16 protein-coding genes and 1 tRNA gene are annotated in these 18,695 nt (G+C 69.5%); 7 read left to right on the forward strand and 10 right to left on the reverse strand.

What is annotated here, in order from left to right:
* Window positions 1–178 precede the first annotated feature (178 nt).
* A complete protein-coding gene (locus AB0H56_RS30150) occupies window positions 179–400 on the forward strand; it encodes a helix-turn-helix domain-containing protein (RefSeq protein ID WP_357169631.1) in 222 nt (73 codons plus the stop codon).
* Between the two features lie 648 nt (window positions 401–1,048).
* Here the strand turns inward: AB0H56_RS30150 and AB0H56_RS30155 are convergent.
* Both AB0H56_RS30155 and AB0H56_RS30160 read right to left on the reverse strand, forming a co-directional pair.
* Window positions 1,049–1,122, reverse strand: a tRNA-Pro gene (locus AB0H56_RS30155).
* Between the two features lie 88 nt (window positions 1,123–1,210).
* The gene (locus tag AB0H56_RS30160) at window positions 1,211–1,855 is read right to left on the reverse strand and encodes a dihydrofolate reductase family protein (protein WP_357169634.1); all 645 of its coding nucleotides are present in this window, start codon (window positions 1,853–1,855) and stop codon (window positions 1,211–1,213) included.
* A 58-nt stretch (window positions 1,856–1,913) separates the two neighbouring features.
* Between AB0H56_RS30160 and AB0H56_RS30165 the strand changes: the two genes are divergently transcribed.
* The gene (locus tag AB0H56_RS30165; protein WP_357169637.1) at window positions 1,914–2,429 is read left to right on the forward strand and encodes a helix-turn-helix domain-containing protein; all 516 of its coding nucleotides are present in this window, start codon (window positions 1,914–1,916) and stop codon (window positions 2,427–2,429) included.
* A gap of 6 nt (window positions 2,430–2,435) precedes the next feature.
* On the opposite strand, the gene AB0H56_RS30170 is transcribed toward AB0H56_RS30165, so the two are convergent.
* Window positions 2,436–4,049: a helix-turn-helix domain-containing protein gene (locus AB0H56_RS30170; RefSeq protein ID WP_357169640.1), complete on the reverse strand. Its 1,614-nt coding sequence runs from the start codon at window positions 4,047–4,049 to the stop codon at window positions 2,436–2,438.
* Window positions 4,050–4,205: 156 nt separating this feature from the next.
* Between AB0H56_RS30170 and AB0H56_RS30175 the strand changes: the two genes are divergently transcribed.
* Window positions 4,206–5,321, forward strand: a complete 1,116-nt coding sequence (locus AB0H56_RS30175; RefSeq protein ID WP_357169643.1) for an NDMA-dependent alcohol dehydrogenase — start codon at window positions 4,206–4,208, stop codon at window positions 5,319–5,321.
* A gap of 16 nt (window positions 5,322–5,337) precedes the next feature.
* The gene (locus tag AB0H56_RS30180; protein ID WP_357169646.1) at window positions 5,338–6,846 is read left to right on the forward strand and encodes an aldehyde dehydrogenase family protein; all 1,509 of its coding nucleotides are present in this window, start codon (window positions 5,338–5,340) and stop codon (window positions 6,844–6,846) included.
* Between the two features lie 58 nt (window positions 6,847–6,904).
* Here AB0H56_RS30180 and AB0H56_RS30185 read toward each other — a convergent pair whose 3' ends face one another.
* On the reverse strand, window positions 6,905–8,032 hold the full coding sequence (locus AB0H56_RS30185) for an NADH:flavin oxidoreductase (protein ID WP_357169649.1): 1,128 nt from the start codon (window positions 8,030–8,032) through the stop codon (window positions 6,905–6,907).
* A gap of 110 nt (window positions 8,033–8,142) precedes the next feature.
* Between AB0H56_RS30185 and AB0H56_RS30190 the strand changes: the two genes are divergently transcribed.
* Entirely contained in the window at window positions 8,143–8,586 is a 444-nt protein-coding gene (locus AB0H56_RS30190) for a MarR family transcriptional regulator (RefSeq protein ID WP_357169652.1), read from the forward strand.
* A gap of 7 nt (window positions 8,587–8,593) precedes the next feature.
* Here AB0H56_RS30190 and car read toward each other — a convergent pair whose 3' ends face one another.
* The 6 genes from car to AB0H56_RS30220 all read right to left on the reverse strand — a co-directional run bounded on the left by car (window position 8,594) and on the right by AB0H56_RS30220 (window position 16,496).
* Complete coding sequence (gene car, locus AB0H56_RS30195) at window positions 8,594–12,082, reverse strand: carboxylic acid reductase (RefSeq protein WP_357169655.1); 3,489 nt, start codon at window positions 12,080–12,082, stop codon at window positions 8,594–8,596.
* A 268-nt stretch (window positions 12,083–12,350) separates the two neighbouring features.
* Entirely contained in the window at window positions 12,351–12,938 is a 588-nt protein-coding gene (locus AB0H56_RS30200) for a helix-turn-helix domain-containing protein (RefSeq protein ID WP_357169658.1), read from the reverse strand.
* Between the two features lie 57 nt (window positions 12,939–12,995).
* The gene (locus tag AB0H56_RS30205) at window positions 12,996–13,376 is read right to left on the reverse strand and encodes a carboxymuconolactone decarboxylase family protein (protein WP_357169661.1); all 381 of its coding nucleotides are present in this window, start codon (window positions 13,374–13,376) and stop codon (window positions 12,996–12,998) included.
* Window positions 13,373–14,251 (reverse strand): NAD(P)-dependent oxidoreductase, encoded by an 879-nt coding sequence (locus AB0H56_RS30210; protein WP_357169664.1) that lies wholly within the window; start codon window positions 14,249–14,251, stop codon window positions 13,373–13,375. The genes AB0H56_RS30205 and AB0H56_RS30210 overlap by 4 nt, the downstream gene beginning before the upstream one ends.
* Complete coding sequence (locus AB0H56_RS30215) at window positions 14,248–14,997, reverse strand: SDR family oxidoreductase (RefSeq protein WP_357169666.1); 750 nt, start codon at window positions 14,995–14,997, stop codon at window positions 14,248–14,250. The genes AB0H56_RS30210 and AB0H56_RS30215 overlap by 4 nt, the downstream gene beginning before the upstream one ends.
* A 29-nt stretch (window positions 14,998–15,026) precedes the next feature.
* A complete protein-coding gene (locus AB0H56_RS30220) occupies window positions 15,027–16,496 on the reverse strand; it encodes an aldehyde dehydrogenase (RefSeq protein ID WP_357169669.1) in 1,470 nt (489 codons plus the stop codon).
* A 117-nt stretch (window positions 16,497–16,613) separates the two neighbouring features.
* Between AB0H56_RS30220 and AB0H56_RS30225 the strand changes: the two genes are divergently transcribed.
* Complete coding sequence (locus AB0H56_RS30225; RefSeq protein WP_357169672.1) at window positions 16,614–17,207, forward strand: helix-turn-helix domain-containing protein; 594 nt, start codon at window positions 16,614–16,616, stop codon at window positions 17,205–17,207.
* Between the two features lie 103 nt (window positions 17,208–17,310).
* Window positions 17,311–18,663, forward strand: a complete 1,353-nt coding sequence (locus AB0H56_RS30230) for a cytochrome P450 (RefSeq protein WP_357169675.1) — start codon at window positions 17,311–17,313, stop codon at window positions 18,661–18,663.
* Window positions 18,664–18,695: the final 32 nt, after the last annotated feature.

Here is an 18,695-nt window from a genome sequence, read left to right on the forward strand (position 1 = left end):
GAGATGGAGGCCGCGCACTACGCTCAACACTCAGCCCAGCACACCGTTGGGCTGTCACACCGATAGGTCTCCGGACTCACCGGGGCGGTTCACTCTGAGAAAGCGGGGAACCTCAGCGTTATCCAGCTACACTCGGAACCAGAAGAGCCGCTGATCAGGGGAGAAACTCTGGTCTCGCATGCCTTCACATCACACGTCCTCAGACACGAGCTCGAACCGGGGGGACATCCCCGAGCGCCCGCCTCAACCCAACGATGAAACGTGGTTGAGCACAGCCGAACTCGCAGCGCGGCTGAAGATCCCGGTGAAGACCCTCGCCAACTGGGCCGCCTCGGGAGCAGGGCCGCGCTTCGCCCGAATGGGCCGCCACCGCACAGTGCCGCTCGAATCGAACCCCTGACCTTCTCGATCCGGGGCATTTCGAAGGGTTGCTTCCACGACGGGTGCACGGGATAGCTCTCGACACCGCACTTCTGCGGCCGCGTCGACTGTCGGCCGCGGCAACCCTGTGGGTGAACCGAGAGACCTCGAGACACGACATGGCCAGCAGCTTCCTCGTACCCCTACCTTCGGTGGACCGAGACAGGGTGTCTCGCCTCAGCCGACTGCTCGACGAGGCGAGACCTTCCCCTACCTTCCTGCACCGCCGCCACGGCGCAGGCGTGAACCAGCTTATGCGGCGCAAGATCGTGGATGCGGCAGCCTCGCCCAGCATGGTCGACAACGCGAACCAGATCGTCGGAATACGGGCCCGAGCCGTTTCCAGTCGCTGCCGGAGGTGAGATGGCCGACCTCGTCGAGAGGACCGTGCGATGGGATCCGTAGTCGTGCCGTCGACACGATCCGTTACCGCCGTCGATTCGCACACTGCAGGCGTCCGCCCTACCGACTCGACGGCAGCTGACCGCCCCGAGGTGCGCCGCGTCGACACACTGGACGCCTGATCAGAATCGAAACTGTTGAGTTTCTGTGGAGTCTGGCCAAACCACGTCAAATCTCCGGGTACGAGAAAACCCCCTCCGACCGAGGTCAGAAGGGGTTTTCACTGTCGGGCTGACAGGATTTGAACCTGCGACCACCTGACCCCCAGTCAGGTGCGCTACCAAGCTGCGCCACAGCCCGTCTTGCCCCCGTTGCCGGGTGCTCGAAAAGATTACCGCACGATTCTGCGTAGGTACTAATCGGCTGGTAGAGGGGCTGTTTTGGGGTGTCAGGGGCGCCAGAAGAAGTGGTGGGTGACGCCGCTGGGGCTGAGGACCTGTTCGTGGTGGAAGCGGTCGGTGAGTTCTTCGGGGGTGGTCCAGAGGCGTTCGCCGCGGCCGAGGGTGACGGGGGCGACGGCGACGTGCATGGTGTCGATGAGGTCGGCGTCGAGGAAGGCACGGACGGTGGCGACGCCGCCGCCGATGCGGACGTCCTTGCCGTCGGCGGCCTCGAGGGCGCGGGTGAGGGCGTCCTTCGGGGTGGCGTCGAGGAAGTGGAAGGTGGTGTCGGAGAGGGTGAACGAGGGGCGGGGGTGGTGGGTGAGGACGAAGACGGGGGTGCGGAAGGGCGGGTTGTCGCCCCACCAGCCCTGCCAGTCGTGGTTCTCCCACGGGCCGCGCTGTGGGCCGAACTTGTTGCGGCCCATGATTTCCGCGCCGATGTTCACCGCGTAGTCGCGGGTGATGTAGTCGTCGAGGCCATAGGTGCCGCCAGGGTCGGTGCGGTTGGGCCAGTGGGCGGTGGCGCCCGCCCAGGACATGAAGTCGGCGGGGTCGGCGTGACCGAACGGGCGGTCGAGGCTCTGGCCCTCACCGGCGCCGTAGCCGTCGGTGGAGACCGCGAAGTTCTGGACGCGTACCTGAGGTGACATCGGAGACCCTTCTGATTGCGTTCTGCAAGTAGTTGCGAACGTACTCTAGACTGATCTCGTGACGCAACCAGTTTCGCCGAGAAAGTTGCCGGTGCCGCCGGGGAAGTCGGGCTGTCCGATCAACCGGACGGTCGAGCTGCTCGGCGATCGGTGGAGCCTGATCGTGGTGCGCGACATCATGTTCGGCGGGCACACGCACTTCCGCGAGTTGCTCACGGGCTCGATCGAGGGCATCGCGTCCAACATCCTGGCCGCGCGGCTGGCGAAACTGGTCGAGGCGGGGCTGCTGACTCGCGACGACGATCCGAGTCATCGGCAGAAGGTCGAGTACCACCTGACGGAGGCGGCGATTCAGCTCGTCCCCGTGCTGGCGCAGCTCGGCGCGTGGGGCGCGGCCTGGCTCGAGACCACGCCGGAGCTGACCGTGCGGGCCGAACTGCTGGCCGCGGGCGGGCCGCCACTGTGGGACCGATTCATGGACGAGCTGCGCGGCATCCACCTCGAGCACGCCCCGGCGCCGGCCGACGGCGTCCTGGCGGAGTTGACCGCCGCCCATCTGGCGACGAAGGGCTAGCGCTCGTCAGTACGCGGTGATCCGGAGCGCCCGCATCTTGGCGTACAGCGTGGTGCGCGAGATGCCGAGGTCCTGGGCGGCTTTGACCTTGTTGCCGTTGTTCCTGCGCAGGCCCTCGACGATCACGTCGCGTTCGGCGCGGTCGATCGGAGCGAGCGGGCGTGCCGGTTGCTGGGTGCGGTAGGCCTCCGGCAGGTCGGTGATGACCACGGCGCCGGTTCGCCGATTCCGGACGACGTGGGCGACGACGGCGTGCAGCTCCCGCAGATTTCCCGGCCAGTCGTGGGCGGACATCGCCGCGAGCGCGCCCGGGGTGAAGTGCAGGGAGGGGTCGGCGCCCGCCTCGCGGAGCATCGTGGCGACGAGTTCGGGGATCTCGCCGCGGCGACGGGTGAGTGGCGCGAGCTCGATCCGGTCGGTGCATTCGCCCGCCAGGGCGGCGGCGGGGCCGGACAGCAGCTCGGTGGGGCCGCTGACGAGCACGACACGGGGCAATCGCCGATGGGCGACATGGGTTTTCACCACATCGACGAGCTCGTTCGGTAGCAGTTCCAAGCCGTCGACGCAGACCGAGCCCTGCCGGGTGCGGACCAGGGCCGCGAAGTCCCGCGCCCACGTGTCCGGGCCGTCGAGCAGTGCGTCCGCGGCGGTCAGCACGGTCACCGGCAGGTCGGTGGCGTGGGCGCGCGCGGCCCTCGACCGGCCCGATCCCGGCGGCCCGGTGATCAGCAGGGGCGCACCGGTTTCCGGCGACGGGCTGGGGCGTTTCGGCGCTTGCCGCTCGTGCGCCTCGACACTGAGCAGCGTCCCACCCGCCGCTCCACCGATCCTGGTGGCCTCGACCCGGACGGCGATCCCCGACTCGAGCGTCACGTCGACCACGGCGGTTCGACGGACTTCGGCCGCCAGAATGCGCAGGAGGGTGAGATCGGTGGAGCCGAGCAGGTCGGTCGCGAGCTGGTTGGACATCAGCAGATCGCGGCCGATCGCGACCACGGCTCGCCTGCGGGTCTTGGCGACCTGGAACGCCGCGAGCAGTTCGCGGTCGGAGACGCGGCTGCTGTCGAGCAGACGCTGTTCGATGTCGGCGACCGTCCGGCCGACCAGCGGGGCCAACAGTGGGCTCGCCGCCTCGGCGGCGGTGGAGATGTTCAGGACACCTTCGATCCGCCGGGTCGTCGGGTGGAAGATCGGATGGCCGAAGCAGCTCAGCTGCCGCAGCGGCAGCGCGAAGTGCTCGGCCCCGTTGACCGCGACGCTGGTGCGCGTCTCGAGGACGACGCCGGGCGCGTTCGTCCCGATGACTTCCTCCAGCAGCGAGGCGCCGACATCGACGCCCATGTGATCGAACGTCTGGCGCGCGTGGCTGCTCCCGCACCCGCGGTGCGCGATGTGACCATCGCGGTCGACCACCATCGTCGTGAAATCGGTGCCCTCCAGACGCCGGTTGAGGTCGGCGAGCACGGGCAGGGCGGCGGCCATCAGCGGACTCGTCTCGTCCACCTCGCCGTAGGTGAGCCGATCGAGCGCGGACGACGGCTCGAGGCCTGCCAGCGTCGCCCGGTGCCAGGAGGCCGCGATCGGATCACGGGTGCCGCCGAGGGTGTCGAACTCGCTCATCTCACCACCTCGCTCGCCCGATTCGGTCATGCACAAAGGTAGCAAGCGTGGCCTGGGTCACGACTGTTCAGTTCTTGAACACTCGTGACCTCGCGATATTGCGACTGTGGTCTCCATCACGTCCAACGGCGACGTCGACACGATCAGGAGACCGTCATGAAGACCAAGGCCGCAGTCGTCTACCAGGTAGGCAAGCCGATCGAGATCGAAGAGCTCGAGGTCGACAAGCCTCGCGAGGGCGAAGTGCTCATCCGGTATCTGTACGGCGGGCTCTGTCATTCGGATGTGCACATCGCCCGCGGTGATCTGGAGGCGCGGCTGCCGATGGTTCTCGGCCACGAAGGCGCGGGCATCATCGAGGACGTCGGCCCCGGCGTCACGCGCGTCAAGCCCGGCGACCACGTCGTGTGCTCGTTCATCCCGAGCTGCGGCACCTGTCGCTACTGCGCCACGGGCAGGCAGTCGATCTGCGACATGGGCGCGACGATCCTCGACGGCTATCTCCCCGGCGGCCGTTTTCCGCTGACCGGCCCGTCCGGTGACTACGGCGCGATGTGCATGCTGGGCACCTTCAGCCAGTACGGGGTGATCCACCAGAATTCGTGCGTCAAGGTCGACGACGACCTGCCGCTGGACAAGGCGGTCCTGGTGGGCTGCGGCGTCCCCAGCGGTTGGGGCTCGGCGGTCAACACCGCCGAGGTCGCGCCCGGTGATGTCGTCGTGGTGTTCGGCATCGGTGGCCTCGGCATCAACGCCGTGCAGGGCGCGCGATACGCGGGCGCCAAGTACGTCGTCGCGGTCGACCCGCTGCGGAACAAGCGTGAGCGTGCCCTCGAACTCGGCGCCACGCACGCCTTCGCCGATGCCGGCGCGGCCCAGGAGATGATCGTCGAGCTGACCCGCGGCCAGGGCGCGGACGCCGCGATCCTGATTCCCGACCTGCTCACCGCGGAGATCGTGCAGGCGGGCTTCGACGCCGTCGGCAAGGGCGGCAAGGTCGTGCTGACCGGGTTGAACAAGCTCGACGAGATCAACATCCAGCTGCCGGGCTCGATCATGACCCTGTTCCGGAAGGAACTGCGCGGCAGCCTGTTCGGCGACTGCAATCCGACGGTCGACATCCCGAAGATCCTCGGGCTGTACCAGCGCGGCGACCTCGCGCTGGACGAACTCGTCACCCGCACCTACACGCTCGACGAGATCAACCAGGGCTACGACGACCTGCTCAACGGCCACAACATCCGCGGCGTGCTCGTGCACAGCCATTCCTGACACACCGGAGGCAGAGATGACCGAAGTACTGAACCCGACGGACGCGCCCGTCCTGCCGCAGGTCCGCGACTGGCTGGCAACACCGAAGAAACTGTTCATCGGCGGGCAGTGGGTCGACGCGCTGTCGGGCCGCACCTTCGAGACGCGCGATCCCGCCACCGGGCAGGTCCTGACCGAGGTCGCGCACGCCGAGGCGGCCGACGTCGATCGGGCGGTGCGCGCGGCGCGCACGGCGTTCGAGGGCGAATGGTCGCTGTGGACGCCCGCGCAACGCCAGCGGTTGCTGTTCCGGGCCGGCGAGGCGATCTACGCCAACGCCGAAGAGCTCGCGCAGCTCGAATCGCTCGACAACGGCAAGTCTGCCGCGGTCGCGCAGGCCGTCGACATCACCTGGGTCGCCGAACTGTTCGAGTACTACGCCGGCTGGGCGACGAAGATCGAGGGCCGCACGATTCCGGTGTCGGTGCCGTGGGCGCCCGGAACACAGTGGCACGCTTACACTCTCCGCGAACCTGTCGGGGTGTGCGGGGCGATCATCCCGTGGAACTTCCCGCTGCTGATGGCCGCGTTCAAGATTCCCGTCGCCCTGGCCACCGGCAACACGGTGGTGCTCAAACCCGCCGAGGACACTCCGCTCACGGCCCTGCGGCTCGCGGAGATCCTGGCCGAGGTCGGGCTGCCCGACGGGGTGTGCAACGTCGTCACCGGCTACGGCGACGCGGGTGCGGCGCTGGCCGCGCACGAGGACGTGGACAAGATCGCGTTCACCGGGTCGACCGAGGTCGGCCGGCAGATCGTGGACGCGGCCAAGGGCAACCTGAAGAAGGTCAGCCTCGAACTCGGCGGCAAGAGTCCCCAGGTGGTGTACGCCGACGCCGATCTGGACCTGGCGATCCCCGGAACCGCGTCCGGGTTCCTGTTCAATCAGGGCCAGACGTGCACCAGTGGGACCCGGCTGCTGGTGGAGGACAAGATCTTCGAGGAATTCACCCGTGGCGTCGCCGAGGTCGCCGCGGCGAGCAGGCTCGGACAGGGCCTGAACCCCACCACCGAGGTCGGGCCGCTGGTGTCGCAGACACAGCTCGACCGGGTGCTGGGATATGTCGATCAGGGCCTGCGCGACGGCGCCAGAGCGCTGAGCGGCGGCCGACGCCACGGTGACCGTGGCTATTTCGTCGAGCCGACCGTGCTGGTCGACGTGGACTCCTCGTTCAGCGTGTACCGCGAGGAGATCTTCGGACCGGTCGTGGTGGCGACACCGTTCGACGCCGAACGCGGTGTCGCCGCGGCGGCGAACGACACCCCGTACGGGCTGGCGGCGTCGGTCTGGACGCGAGATGTGTCGAAAGCGCACCGCACCGCGCGCCAGATCAAGGCGGGCACGGTGTGGATCAACGCGCACAACGCCTTCGACGCGGCGCTGCCCTTCGGTGGCTACAAGCAGTCCGGCTGGGGTCGCGAACTCGGGGCGGCCGCGATCGAGGCCTACACCGAGCAGAAGTCGGTGAACGCGTTCCTCGGCTGATCGGTGGTCAGGGCTCCGGTACCGGATTCGGTACCGGAGCCCGTTCGGCTGTCCGGATCTAGCTCAGGGTCTTCAGCGCCGCGGCGTCGTAGGGCTTCAGCTCGTCGGTGCGGCCGGCGAGGACCTTGGCGGCCCACTCGGGGTCCTGCAGCAACGCGCGGCCGATCGCGACCATGTCGAACTCGTCGCGCTCCATGCGGTCGAGCAGGTTGTCGATGCTGCCGAGTTCGGCGCCCTCGCCGGTGAACGCGCGCAGGAAGTCGCCGTCGAGGCCGACGGAGCCGACGGTGATGGTGGGCAGGCCGGTGAGCTTCTTGGTCCAGCCGGCCAGATTGAGGTCGGAGCCGTCGAATTCGGGGAGCCAGTAGCGGCGGGTCGACGCGTGGAAGGCGTCGACACCCGCGGCGACGAGCGGCGCGAGGATCGCCTCGAGCTCCTGCGGGGTGTCGGCGAGGCGGGCGCGGTAGTCCTGCTGCTTCCACTGCGAGTAGCGCAGGATCACCGGGAACTCCGGCGACACGACAGCCCGGACCGCCGCCACGATCTCGGCGGCGAACCTGGTGCGCGCCACGGGATCTCCGCCGTAGGCGTCCTCGCGCCGGTTGGATCCGGCCCAGAAGAACTGGTCGAGCAGATAGCCGTGGGCGCCGTGCAGTTCGACGCCGTCGAAGCCGATGCGTTCGGCCGCCGCGGCGGCCTCGGCGAACGCGCCGATGACATCGTCCAGGTCGGCCTGGGTCATCGCCTTGCCCGCGCCCTCCGTGCCGTCGACGCCGATGCCGGAGGGGCCGACGGCGGGCGCGTCGGCGAACGGCGGCTCGCCCTGGTTGCGGACCATGCCGATGTGCCACAGCTGCGGGACGATCGTGCCGCCCGCGGCGTGCACGTCGGCGGCGACCTTCGCCCAGCCCGCCAGCTGCTCCTCGCCGTGGAAGCGCGGCACGCGGTCACTGTTGCCCGCCGAGTCGTGGCCGACGTAGGTGCCCTCGGTGACGATCAGGCCGACGCCGGCCGCGGCACGGCGGGCGTAGTAGGACCGCACGTCGTCGCCGGGGACGCCGTTGGGCGAGAACATGCGCGTCATCGGCGCCATCGCGATGCGATTCGGGACGGTCAGGCCGTTCAGCGCGACGGGGCGGGACAGGATCTCGGCCGTGCGGGCGAGCTCGGAGGTGGTGACGGTCACAAAGCGCTCCTGTAGCTACTTGACAAAGTCGATGGTTGAGAACTTCAAGCAATGCCACCGTAGGGGGAAGTATTTGAGATAGTCAAGTATTTGCGGATAGGGTGATCCTCATGGCAGACGCTCTCCGCACCGACCCGGCCCAGCTCATGGAGCTGCTCTCGGTGGCGCTCGGCGCCTACTACGGCGATTTCACGGTCGCGGCGGCGAGCGAGAATCTCACCGCGAGCCAGGGCAAGACGCTGACGGTGCTGCGCAGGCGCCCGGCCTCGATGCGCGCGCTGGCCGAGGTGCTGACCTGCGACGCGTCCAATGTCACCGGGATCATCAACCGGCTGGAGAAGCGCGGCCTGGTGCGCCGCGAGACGAGCGAGTCCGATCGCCGCGTGACCACTCTCGTCCTCACGCCCGAAGGTGAGCGTGTCACCGACGCGATCCGCGCGAAGATGAACGCCACGAGGGCGGGCCTGGACCGGCTCAGCGAGGACGAACGGGAGCTGCTGTCCGGGTTGCTGAAGCGGGTGTTCTTCCCGCCACGTGACGCTCCCGCCGAGTGACCCCGCCTCAGGCCTCCAGCAATCCCAGACACGTCAGGTCGCTCACGTACTTCCCGATCAGTTCCGGCCCCAGGTGCGGAATGTCGCGCTCGGCGCCGATCCCGGCCGCGCGCACTGCTGCCCGGAATCCCTCGGCGGGCAGGGCCGATCCGGCGAGCGGGCGCCCCGGACGGCGGTACGCGTGCAGCAACGGGAGCAGAGTGTGTTTGCGCTGATCCTCGGGCAGCGCGCGCAAGGCGGTCTCGAATCGCCGGAACCACTCGTCGTAGTCGGCGATGCGGTCCACGCGATGGCCCGCCTCGATCAGCCAGTCGACGAAGACGTCGAGGGAGATGCCGTCGTCGTGCGGGTTGACGACATCGTAGGTGCGGTAGCCGCCGGTCGCGGCCGCGCCGAGGTCCGTGATCGCGGCGGCGACGAAGTCGGCGGGGAGACCGTCGTAGTGCGCGCGCTGTCGTCGGCCCTGGGAATCGGTGCGGTAGAACGACATCGGGGCCAGCCCGGTCACCAGCACGCTCAGCAGCAGCCGGGTGAACACGTCGGGGACGTTCAGCTGGCCGGGATGCTCGCTGTGCGCCAGGATCATGTCCGAGCGGAACACCGCCACCGGCAGGCCGAAGGTGTCCGACGCGGCACGCAGCAATACCTCGCCCGCCCACTTGCTGTTGCCGTAGCCGTTGGCGTAGGTCTCGTCGACGCGGCGGACGGGGCTCATCGTCCGCACGTCGCCGTCCTCGGCGAACGACTCCCCTTGCGCCGCGACCGCCACGGTCGACAGGTAGCTCACCGGTTTCCGGGTCGCGGTGAGCGCCAGCCGGATGACCTCGGCGGTGCCGACGACATTCGGGCCGAACAGCTGCGCGTACGGCAGCACGTGGTTCACCAGGGCTGCCGAGTGCACGATCAGGTCGACATCCTGGGCCAGGCGCTGCCAGGTGGCGGCGTCCAGGCCGAGATTCGGCTCCCCGATGTCGCCGGGTACCACCTCCAGCGTGTCCGCCGCCAGCGCACGGAAGCGGTCCCTCAGCGCTCCGTCGGTCTCGAAGACGGCGTCGAGCCGGGCGCGGGCGGAGCCGGCATCGCCGCCGCGCACCACGCAGATCACCCGGCCGCCGCGGGGTGCCAGGCGTTCCAGCCAGGTCAACAGCAGGAAGCGGCCGAGGTAGCCGTTGGCGCCGGTGATCAGGACCGTCCGGGCGGCTGTGGCCGCGGCCGGGATGTGGTGTGCCGCTTGCAGAGTGGCGGTGTCCAGGAACGCGGCCAGGGCCAGATCGTCGGCACGGATCGTTGTCGCGTCGACACCGTGGACCGTGGCGGCGTCGACGCGGCGGGTGTCCGGTTCGCGTTCGCGGCGGATGTAGCCGGCGAGCCGGGCGAGGTCGCTGTCCGGGGCGAGCAGTACGTTCACGGGCACGTCGACGTCGAGCAGTTCCCGCAGGAGGGTCGAATACGACAGGGCCGCCAGGGAATCGCCGCCCAGGTCACCGAACCGCGCGTCGGGCCGCAGGTCGGTGGCGGCGCAGCCGAGGACCGCCCTGGCCGCCCGCGCGACCACCTCGTCCACCGAGAGGCCCGCGGCATCGCGGCGCAGACTCGCCAGCTCCGTCTCCTGGTCCCGCGCCACCTCGTCGTAGAGGGCGTCCAGCCGCGCGCCGTAGCGCTGTTTCAGCTTGGGCCGCAGCAGCTTTCCGACGCCGGAGAGCAGGCCGTTCGCGATGGTGAACGGTTCCGGCTCGATCAGGAAGTCACGCGGAATCTCGTAGGGTTCCAGCTCGGCCACCACGGCGACGCGGTGCAGGGCGGCGGCCAGCGCGGCCCGCAGCTGGTCGGCCGGTCGGTCCAGAGCGGCCTCGGTCGGCACCACGACGGCGAGGAGATACGCGCGTTCGCTGCTGCCGTAGACGTAGATCTGGCGCACCAGGTCGGCGCCGGCGAAGATCGCCTCCAGCCGTGAGATCGTGACGAACTCGCCCTGCGACAGCTTGAGCACGTTGTTGCGGCGGTCGACGTAGGCCAGCCGGTCGGGCGCCAGCTCGGCGACGACATCGCCTGTGCGGCAGAAGCCGTCCTCGTCGAAGACCTCGGCCGTCACCTCGGGGCGGCGGTAGTAGCCCGCGATCATGGTGGTCGTCTTCAGCAGCAGCTCACCGCGCGGATACGGCTTGTCGGTGCGGAAATAGCCGAGCTCGGGGACGTCGACGAGTTTGTAGTCCAGCACCGGCGGCCGCATCACCTTGGTGTCGAAGATGACGCCGCCACCGGTCTCGGTGGAGCCGTACCCGTCGTGCAGGCGCAACCGCAGCACCGACTCGACGAAACTCCGCAACTCCGGCGCGATCGGCGCACTCCCGCACAGCACGGTCATCAACCGGCCACCCAGGAACTGCTCGCGCAGTTCGGCTTTCACCTGCTCCCCCAGCGCCGTGAGGTCCGCCCCCGGCCGTGTACGGCGCTCGACCTCGGACCGGAACTGCTGCAGGATCATGTCGCAGACCCGCGGCACCAGAAAGATCTCCGTGGGCCGCACCAGGGCGAGGTCCTCGAACAGGGTCGACATGTCCGGCGCAGCCGCGAAGTATGCGGTACCGCCCCGGGCGAGGGTGGCGTTGAGCGTGAGCCTGGCCGCGATATGACTCATCGGCAGGAAGTTCACAGTGATGACGGCGATCGGGCGCGCCGGCTGCCAGCCCGCGGTGACCAGTCGCTGGGTGTACATCGCGCCCTTGGGCGTGCCGGTGCTGCCGGATGTGTAGATCAGCATGGCGAGGGGGTCCTCCCCCGCCGCCGGCACGGTCAGCGGGGCGGGATCGAGTGACCGGCCACGGCTGACCGTGTCGTCCACGGTGTGGACCGCGATCGTCGACCCCGCTTCAGCGAGCCGGGCGCGTGCGGCCGCGAGGGCGTCGCGATGGTCGCCGTCGTCCGCGTGGTGGTCGAACACCAGCAGGGTGCGCGGCGCCGAGCCCGCGAGGACGACATCGACCGCGATCGCCAGGTGGGCGGTGTCCACCGCGAACACCCGCGGTTGCGTCTCGTCCAGGATCGACCGCAGCTGCGCCGCTCCGGCGCCCGACTGCAGCGGTACCGCGACCGCGCCGAGGTGGATCGTCGCCAGGTCGAGCACGGTGTAGTCGGCGCCGGTGAATCCGAGTGTGGCGACGAAGTTCCCCGCAACGACACCCTCGGCGTGCCACGCCGACGCGACCGCGCGGGCACGGTCCCAGATCTCGCCGTAGGTCAGCAGCTCGAACTCCGGCAGCAGTCTGCGGGTGCGGCGGCCGCCCGCCTCGACCGTTTCGGTGCGCCGGACACCCAGCGCGGGCCGATCACGGTAGGCGGTCATGACAGTGGACACGAGCCGCGCCAGTGGCAGACCCGGGGTGGTGACGATCTCGTGCACGTCCGCGTCCGGGGTCGCGGCGCGGATCTGCGCGTCCTCGGCGTACAGCGACTTGATGCGGTCGGCCAATCGGCCCGCGTCCACGTCGACGGTCATGCCTCGCCCCTTCGCACTCCCACGAGCCGCGGCTCCGCAGGCAGGACGCCACGACGGTCCGCGCGAGTGCGCACGACTCCGTCGGCGTTCGCGATCTCGGTGGTCACCATGGGCCCACAGTACGTGGTACCGGCGGTACCGCGCAGGCGGTTCGGTGGACGGTCCAGCGTTACCACGCCGACGCGACGCCCACTCGCGCCCGAACCCGCGAGCACACCGCCGAGTCGCCGTCGCCCCCTCGGCGGCCCGTGAGAACCGTGCGACGCGGTCAGTCGGCGCCGCGCAGCACGCGCAGTGCCGCCCGCTCGATGCGATCCGCGATCTGTTCGTAGGACCCGTACCCCATCCCCGCGCGCACGAGCGCGCCCGCGTAGATCAGCTCGAGCCATTCGATGACCTCGTCGTCGGCGTCCGGCCCGAGCGCGCGTGCGATCCGGCCGCGGATCTCGATGCCGATCCGGGTGCGCAGGTGTTCGACATCGGGGTCACCACCGAGCAGCGCGCTGGTGACGGCACCCGAGAGCTCCTGTTCGTCGGCGACCAACAGGGCGATGCTGCGCAGCTCGGCGAGCACGCGCACGGTCGGATCCGGGTCCTCGCTGGCGGGCGAGGGCGCGGCGAGCAGACGCCGCCAGAAGATCTCGGCCACCAGGTGTTCCTTGGACGAGAAATAGGTGTAGGCGGTCGCCGTGCCGACGCCAGCCTCCGCCGCGACCAGCCGGATCGTCATGCCGGAGAAGCCATCGCGGGCCAGCACGCGCAGCGCGGCCTTGGTGAGCCGGTCCACGGTGTCGGCCTGCTTGTCGGTCAAACGCCGCCGCGTCGCTTCGAGGCTGATGGAATCGCTTTCGGACATGCGTCTGGATGCTACTCGCCGGTTCGGCGAGGCCGTCCGACCGCATCGCGGGCCCGGCTACTTCTTCCGCCGTTCCTGGGCGATCACCTTGCCGACGGCACCGTCCAGCTTCGTGCCCGCGGGCCAGCCGACGTAATGGCAGAGGAACAGCGCGATCTCGCGGAGCTGTTCCTCGGACAGTTCCGCGTTGCGCAGCGCGGCGCCGATCTGGATCTCGGCGATGTCGAGATGGCCCTGCGCGGTGACTGCGCCGAGCAGCAACAGCCTGCGGTCCCGGACGGACAGCCCGGGCCGCGACCAGATGTCGGCGAACAGATGGTCCGCGGTGACGGCGAAGTGCGCGCCGGGGCCGTCGGCGAAGTCCCAGCCGTAGACCTCGCTCATCTTCGCCAGGCCGCGCTGCCTGGTCTCGTTCGGGGTGGTGCCGTCGGTGGTCATGAGATCTCCTTGTCGAGAACGGATCCGGCGACACCGAGGCCGTCGGCCAGCCGGGCGATCGCCAGCTGCGCCAGCGGCAGGTCGACGCCGAGCCGGTCGCCGAGGTCGACGGCCAGCGACAGATCCTTCTCGCCGAGGTCACGCACGTGGCTGAGGATCGGGAACCAGAAGTCGTCGGGGTCGAGCGGGGCGGTGGTGTCGCGCAGCATGATCGCGCCCGGCCCGCCGGTCACCGCGTCGGAGTGCCGCACCACCTTGCCCAGCGCCGTCAGGCTCAGGCCCGCGGCCTCGGCCAGGCGCTGCGCCTCGGTGGCCGCGGTGAACGAGATGAAGTGAAGCAGGTTGCGCGCCAGCTTCATCCGGGTGCCCGCCCCGACTCCCCCGGCGTGCACGATCAGGTCGGCGAACAGCCCGAAGGGTTCCCTGATCCGCTCGACCGCGGTGTCGGTGCCGCCGACCATCACGGCCAGCGTGCCGCCGGTGGCGCCGGGCGCACCGCCGCTCACCGGCGCGTCGACGAATTCGACGCCCTGTTCGGCGCAGCGCGCGGCGAGCGTCTCCGCGGTGCGGTCGCTGATCGTCGAATGCACGGCGACGACCGTGCCCGGCGCCGCGGTGCGCAGAACGCCGGTGACGACGTCGGTCACCTGCGCGTCGTCGACGACGGTCACGCAGATGACCCGCGCGTGCGCCGCCAGGTCCGCCGGATCGGCGACCGCCCGCGCCCCCGCCTCGACGAACGGCGCCGTGGCCTCGGCACGCACATCGCAGACGGTGAGCCCGCCCGGCCACGCCAGCAGCCGGCGCGCCGTCGGCGTGCCCATGTTGCCCAGGCCGACGAATCCGACCGGGAGATAGCCGCTTTCGGTCGTCATCGGATGATCTGCCCGCCGTCGACGTTGAGGATCTGCCCGGTCACCCAGCTCGCCTCGTCGGACAGCAGGTACAGGCAGGCACCCACGAGGTCCTCCGGCGTGCCCATCCGCTTGATCGGGATGCGGGACACCATGTCCTTCACCAGGTTTCCCGGCGTGACGGTCTGGGTGGCCTCGGTGTCGATGGGGCCGGGCGCGATGGCGTTGATCCGGATCTTCGAGCCGCCGAGCTCGGTCGCCAGCTGCTGGGTGAGACCGTTGATCCCGACCTTGGCCAGCCCGTAGAACCCCGAATACAGCCAGGCCGCCGTGGACGACTGGTTGACGATGGAGCCACCGCCCGCGGCCATCATCGGCTTCCACACCGCCCGCGTCATATTGAGCGCGCCGTCGAGGTTCACGCCCATGAACTTCTTGTAGTAGTCCCACGGCACGGTGAGCAGCAGGTCGAGCTTCATCTCGCCGTAGATCGCGGCGTTGTTGACCAGGTGATCGATGGCGCCGAATTCGGCGACGGCGGATTCGGCCAGGGCGACAGCGGATTTCGGGTCGGCCACGTCGACGTGCCGGAAGACGGCGGTGCCGCCGTCGGCGACGATTCCCGCCGCCACCTCGGCACCGCGCTCGGCATTGAGATCGGCGACGACGACATTGGCCCCCTCCGCGGCGAGTGCGGTGGCGTAGGCCGCGCCGATGCCCTGCGCCGCGCCGGTGACGATCGCGGTGCGACCGGTGAAACGTGCCATGGTGGTTCAGCTCCTGTGGATGGTGGGGGTCAGGCGGGCGTGGCGACGAGCTTGGTCTCGAGGTATTCCTCGAAACCGGCGACGCCCATCTCCCGGCCGATGCCGGAGTGCTTGTAACCGCCGAACGGCGCGTCGGCGTGGTACCAGAGGCCGCCGTTGACGCTCAACGTCCCCGTCCGCACGCCCGCGACCACGCGCTCGACGCGCTCGGGATCGGTGCCCCACACCGAGCCCGACAGCCCGTAGGGCGATTCGTTGGCCAGCCGGATCGCGTCGTCGTCCCCGTCGTGCGGGATCACGACGAGCACCGGCCCGAAGATCTCCTCCTGCGCCACGGTCGCCGTGTTGGGGAGTCCGCTGATGACGGTGGGTTCGACGAAGAACCCGCGTTCGCGATCGGCGGGCCTGCCACCGCCGGTCTCGATCCGCCCGCCCTCGGCCCTGGCGAGCTCGAGGTAGCGCTCCACTCTGGCCCGCTGCTGCGCGGAGATGACCGGCCCGCACACGGTTCCGGCGTTCGTCGGATCACCGGCGGCGAGCCCCGACAGTGTCGAGGCCGCGGCGGCGACAGCGGCGTCATAGGAGGCCCGCGGCACCAGCAGCCGGGTGGTGAGCGCGCAGCCCTGGCCGGCGTGCACGGCCACGGTGAACGCGGTGTAGCTCGCGGCCGCCGCGATGTCGGCGTCGTCGAGCACCACCGCCGCAGACTTGCCGCCGAGCTCGAGGAAGGTCCGCTTGAGGGTGGCTGCGGCGCTCGCCATCACCGCGCGACCGGTCCTGGTCGACCCGGTGAAGGTGATCATGTCGACGCGAGGGTCCTCGACCAGCCGCGCGCCGACACCGTGATCGGACGAGGTGACGATGTTGAGTACGCCCGCGGGGATGTCGGTGTGTTCGGCGATCAGCGGACCGAGCACGGCGGCGCACCACGGCGTGTCCGGCGCGGGCTTGAGCACGACCGTGTTGCCCGCGGCGAGCGCGGGCCCGATCTTGGCCAGGTTGATCTGGTGCGGGAAGTTCCACGGCGTGATCGCGCCGACGACGCCGACGGCCTCGCGCCGGATCACCCGCCTGCTGGCGACGCCCATCAGCTCCCTGGTGCCGAGATCCGTTTCCCACGTGTAGTTCTCGGCGAGATCGGCGGCGTAGGAGAGGTCGGCGATCGGGCCCTCCAGCTGCGGTCCGCTGGTGAGCATCACCGGGGTACCGACCTCGGCGATCGTGAGCTCACGCAGTTCTTCGAGGTGTTCGCCCATGACGTCGCGCAGCTGACGCAGGCAGCGGGCACGGAAGGCCGGGTCGCGCGACCAATCGGTCTCGTCGAAGGCCGTGCGGGCCGCGCCGATCGCGGCGTCCATGTCCGCGGCGGAGGCGTCGGCGGCATAACCGAGCACTTCCTCGGTGGCCGGGTTGATCGTCGCGAAGACGCCGGAACCGCCGGGGATCAGCTTGCCGCCGATCAGCAGGGGCGTGCCGTCGGCGGGGACGAGGCCGTTCATAGCAAGGCTCCGATACTTGTCTGGACAGGTGTACGGAATATAGTTCGGATGACGGAAGGGCCGCAAGGAAATCGGCGTCATTTGTCCGAACATAAGTCTGTAGTAGCATCCAGACACATGTCCGAAATCGCGCCTACCGGCATCGAGGCCACTCGACGACGCTTGACCGAGAAACAGGCCGACACCGTGGACCGCCTGACCGCCGCCGCGATCGAGGTGCTGTCCCGAGAGGGCTACTCCGGCACCACGATCCGGCTCGTCGCCGCCGCGGCGAGCGTGGGCACCGCCACGGCGTACACCTACTTCTCCTCCAAGGAACACCTCATCTCCGAGGTGTTCTGGCGCCGCCTGGTCGCCATGCCACCGCTGGACGACACCGCGGCCGACCCGACGACACGGGTCGTCGCCGTGCTGCGGCAGGTCTCGATGCTGGTGGCCGACGAACCCGCGCTGGCGGGCGCGGTCAGCAGCGCGCTGCTCGGCGACGATCCGGACGTGCGGCACCTGCGCCTGCGCATCGGCACCGAGATACGCCACCGGCTCGCCGGCGCGCTGGGCACCCGCGACCCGGAACAGCTGGCGGCACTGGAACTCCTGTACTCCGGCGCCCTGCTCCAAGGCGGCATGGGTCTGCTGTCGTACGCCGAGGTGGCCGATCTGCTCGAAGCCTGCGCGCGCCGCCTGCTGACGGATCCCGCACCCGGCGCCTAGCCGTCGGCGAATCCACGGAAACCTTGTCGCGCGACAGTCGCCGTAGTACTGTCCAGACACATGTCCATCATTTGTCTGGACATCATTCCGGGAAGGATTCCCCATGACGCTGGCCATTCCGCGGCGCGTGTCCGGAGGCGAGGAAGACCACGGGCATCTCACAGAGTTCCGCACCGACCCGATCGCGTTGATGCGCCGCGTGCGCGCCGAATGCGGCGACGTCGGAACCTTCGAACTCGCCGGGCGCACCGTCGTGCTGCTCTCCGGCGCCGAAGCCAACGAGTTCTTCTTCCGCGCCGGTGACGACGACCTCGACCAGGGCGCCGCCTACCCGTTCATGAAGCCGATCTTCGGCGAGGGTGTCGTGTTCGACGCGCCACCCGAGCGCCGCAAGGAGATGCTGCACAACCAGGCCCTGCGCGCCGATCACATGCGTGGGCACGCGAGCACCATCGCCCGCGAGGTCGACCGGATGATCGCGAACTGGGACGACGAGGGCGAGATCGATCTGCTCGAGTTCTTCGCCGAACTGACCATCTACACCTCCTCGGCGTGCCTGATCGGCGTGAAGTTCCGCGATCAGCTCGATTCCCGGTTCGCGCACCTCTACCACGAGCTCGAGCAGGGCACCGACGCGCTCGCCTATGTCGACCCGTACGCGCCGATCGAGAGTTTCACCCGCCGTGACGCCGCGCGCGCCGCGCTGGTGGAGCTCGTGCAGGCGATCATGGATCAGCGCGCGGCCGCGCCGCCGCCGGGCAAGGGCGAGCGCGACATGCTCGACGTCCTCATGTCGGTGCCCGATGAGAACGGCGCGCCGCGGTTCCCCGCGACCGAGATCACCGGCATCTTCATCTCGATGATGTTCGCCGGTCACCACACCACCTCGGGCACCGCCGCCTGGACCGTCATCGAACTGCTGCGCCACCCCGAACTGCTGGAAGCGGTGCGGACCGAGCTCGACGAGCTGTTCGCCGACGGCTCCGAGGTGAGTCACCATGCGCTGCGCCAGATCCCGCGGCTCGAGGCCGCGCTCAAGGAGACGTTGCGGTTGCACCCGCCGCTGATCGTGCTCATGCGGGTGGCGCGCGGGGAGTTCGAGGTGTGCGGGCACAAGATCTCCCCCGGGGACATGGTGGCCGCGACACCGGCGGTGTCCAACCGGATCCCGGAGGACTTCCCCGATCCCGATGCCTTCGATCCCGGCCGCTATCTCGATCCGCGCCAGGACGACATCGTCAACCGGTGGACCTGGATCCCGTTCGGCGCGGGCAGGCACCGCTGCGTCGGGGCGCCGTTCGCGCTCATGCAGCTCAAGGCGATCTTCTCGATCCTGCTGCGGGACTGGGAGTTCGAACTCGCGCAGCCCTCGGACACCTATCGCAACGACCACTCGAAGATGGTCGTCCAGCTGCAACAGCCCTGTCGCGTCCGTTACCGTCGCAGGCAGCGCTGAACACCGAGGGCATCCCGCCCGTCGGCATCGCC

The organism is Nocardia sp. NPDC050717 (genome assembly GCF_040654275.1).
Taxonomy (GTDB): Bacteria; Actinomycetota; Actinomycetes; order Mycobacteriales; family Mycobacteriaceae; genus Nocardia.

What these genes read in the sequence shown, in the direction of transcription:
- AB0H56_RS30205 (WP_357169661.1), bottom strand. Translation starts at nt 13,376, where the DNA reads ATGACCACCGACGGCACCACCCCGAACGAGACCAGGCAGCGCGGCCTG.
- car (WP_357169655.1), bottom strand. Translation starts at nt 12,082, where the DNA reads ATGACCGTCGACGTGGACGCGGGCCGATTGGCCGACCGCATCAAGTCG.
- AB0H56_RS30215 (WP_357169666.1), bottom strand. Translation starts at nt 14,997, where the DNA reads ATGGCACGTTTCACCGGTCGCACCGCGATCGTCACCGGCGCGGCGCAG.
- AB0H56_RS30160 (WP_357169634.1), bottom strand. Translation starts at nt 1,855, where the DNA reads ATGTCACCTCAGGTACGCGTCCAGAACTTCGCGGTCTCCACCGACGGC.
- AB0H56_RS30220 (WP_357169669.1), bottom strand. Translation starts at nt 16,496, where the DNA reads ATGAACGGCCTCGTCCCCGCCGACGGCACGCCCCTGCTGATCGGCGGC.
- AB0H56_RS30210 (WP_357169664.1), bottom strand. Translation starts at nt 14,251, where the DNA reads ATGACGACCGAAAGCGGCTATCTCCCGGTCGGATTCGTCGGCCTGGGC.
- AB0H56_RS30225 (WP_357169672.1), top strand. Translation starts at nt 16,614, where the DNA reads ATGTCCGAAATCGCGCCTACCGGCATCGAGGCCACTCGACGACGCTTG.
- AB0H56_RS30200 (WP_357169658.1), bottom strand. Translation starts at nt 12,938, where the DNA reads ATGTCCGAAAGCGATTCCATCAGCCTCGAAGCGACGCGGCGGCGTTTG.
- AB0H56_RS30190 (WP_357169652.1), top strand. Translation starts at nt 8,143, where the DNA reads ATGGCAGACGCTCTCCGCACCGACCCGGCCCAGCTCATGGAGCTGCTC.
- AB0H56_RS30175 (WP_357169643.1), top strand. Translation starts at nt 4,206, where the DNA reads ATGAAGACCAAGGCCGCAGTCGTCTACCAGGTAGGCAAGCCGATCGAG.
- AB0H56_RS30230 (WP_357169675.1), top strand. Translation starts at nt 17,311, where the DNA reads ATGACGCTGGCCATTCCGCGGCGCGTGTCCGGAGGCGAGGAAGACCAC.
- AB0H56_RS30170 (WP_357169640.1), bottom strand. Translation starts at nt 4,049, where the DNA reads ATGAGCGAGTTCGACACCCTCGGCGGCACCCGTGATCCGATCGCGGCC.
- AB0H56_RS30180 (WP_357169646.1), top strand. Translation starts at nt 5,338, where the DNA reads ATGACCGAAGTACTGAACCCGACGGACGCGCCCGTCCTGCCGCAGGTC.
- AB0H56_RS30150 (WP_357169631.1), top strand. Translation starts at nt 179, where the DNA reads ATGCCTTCACATCACACGTCCTCAGACACGAGCTCGAACCGGGGGGAC.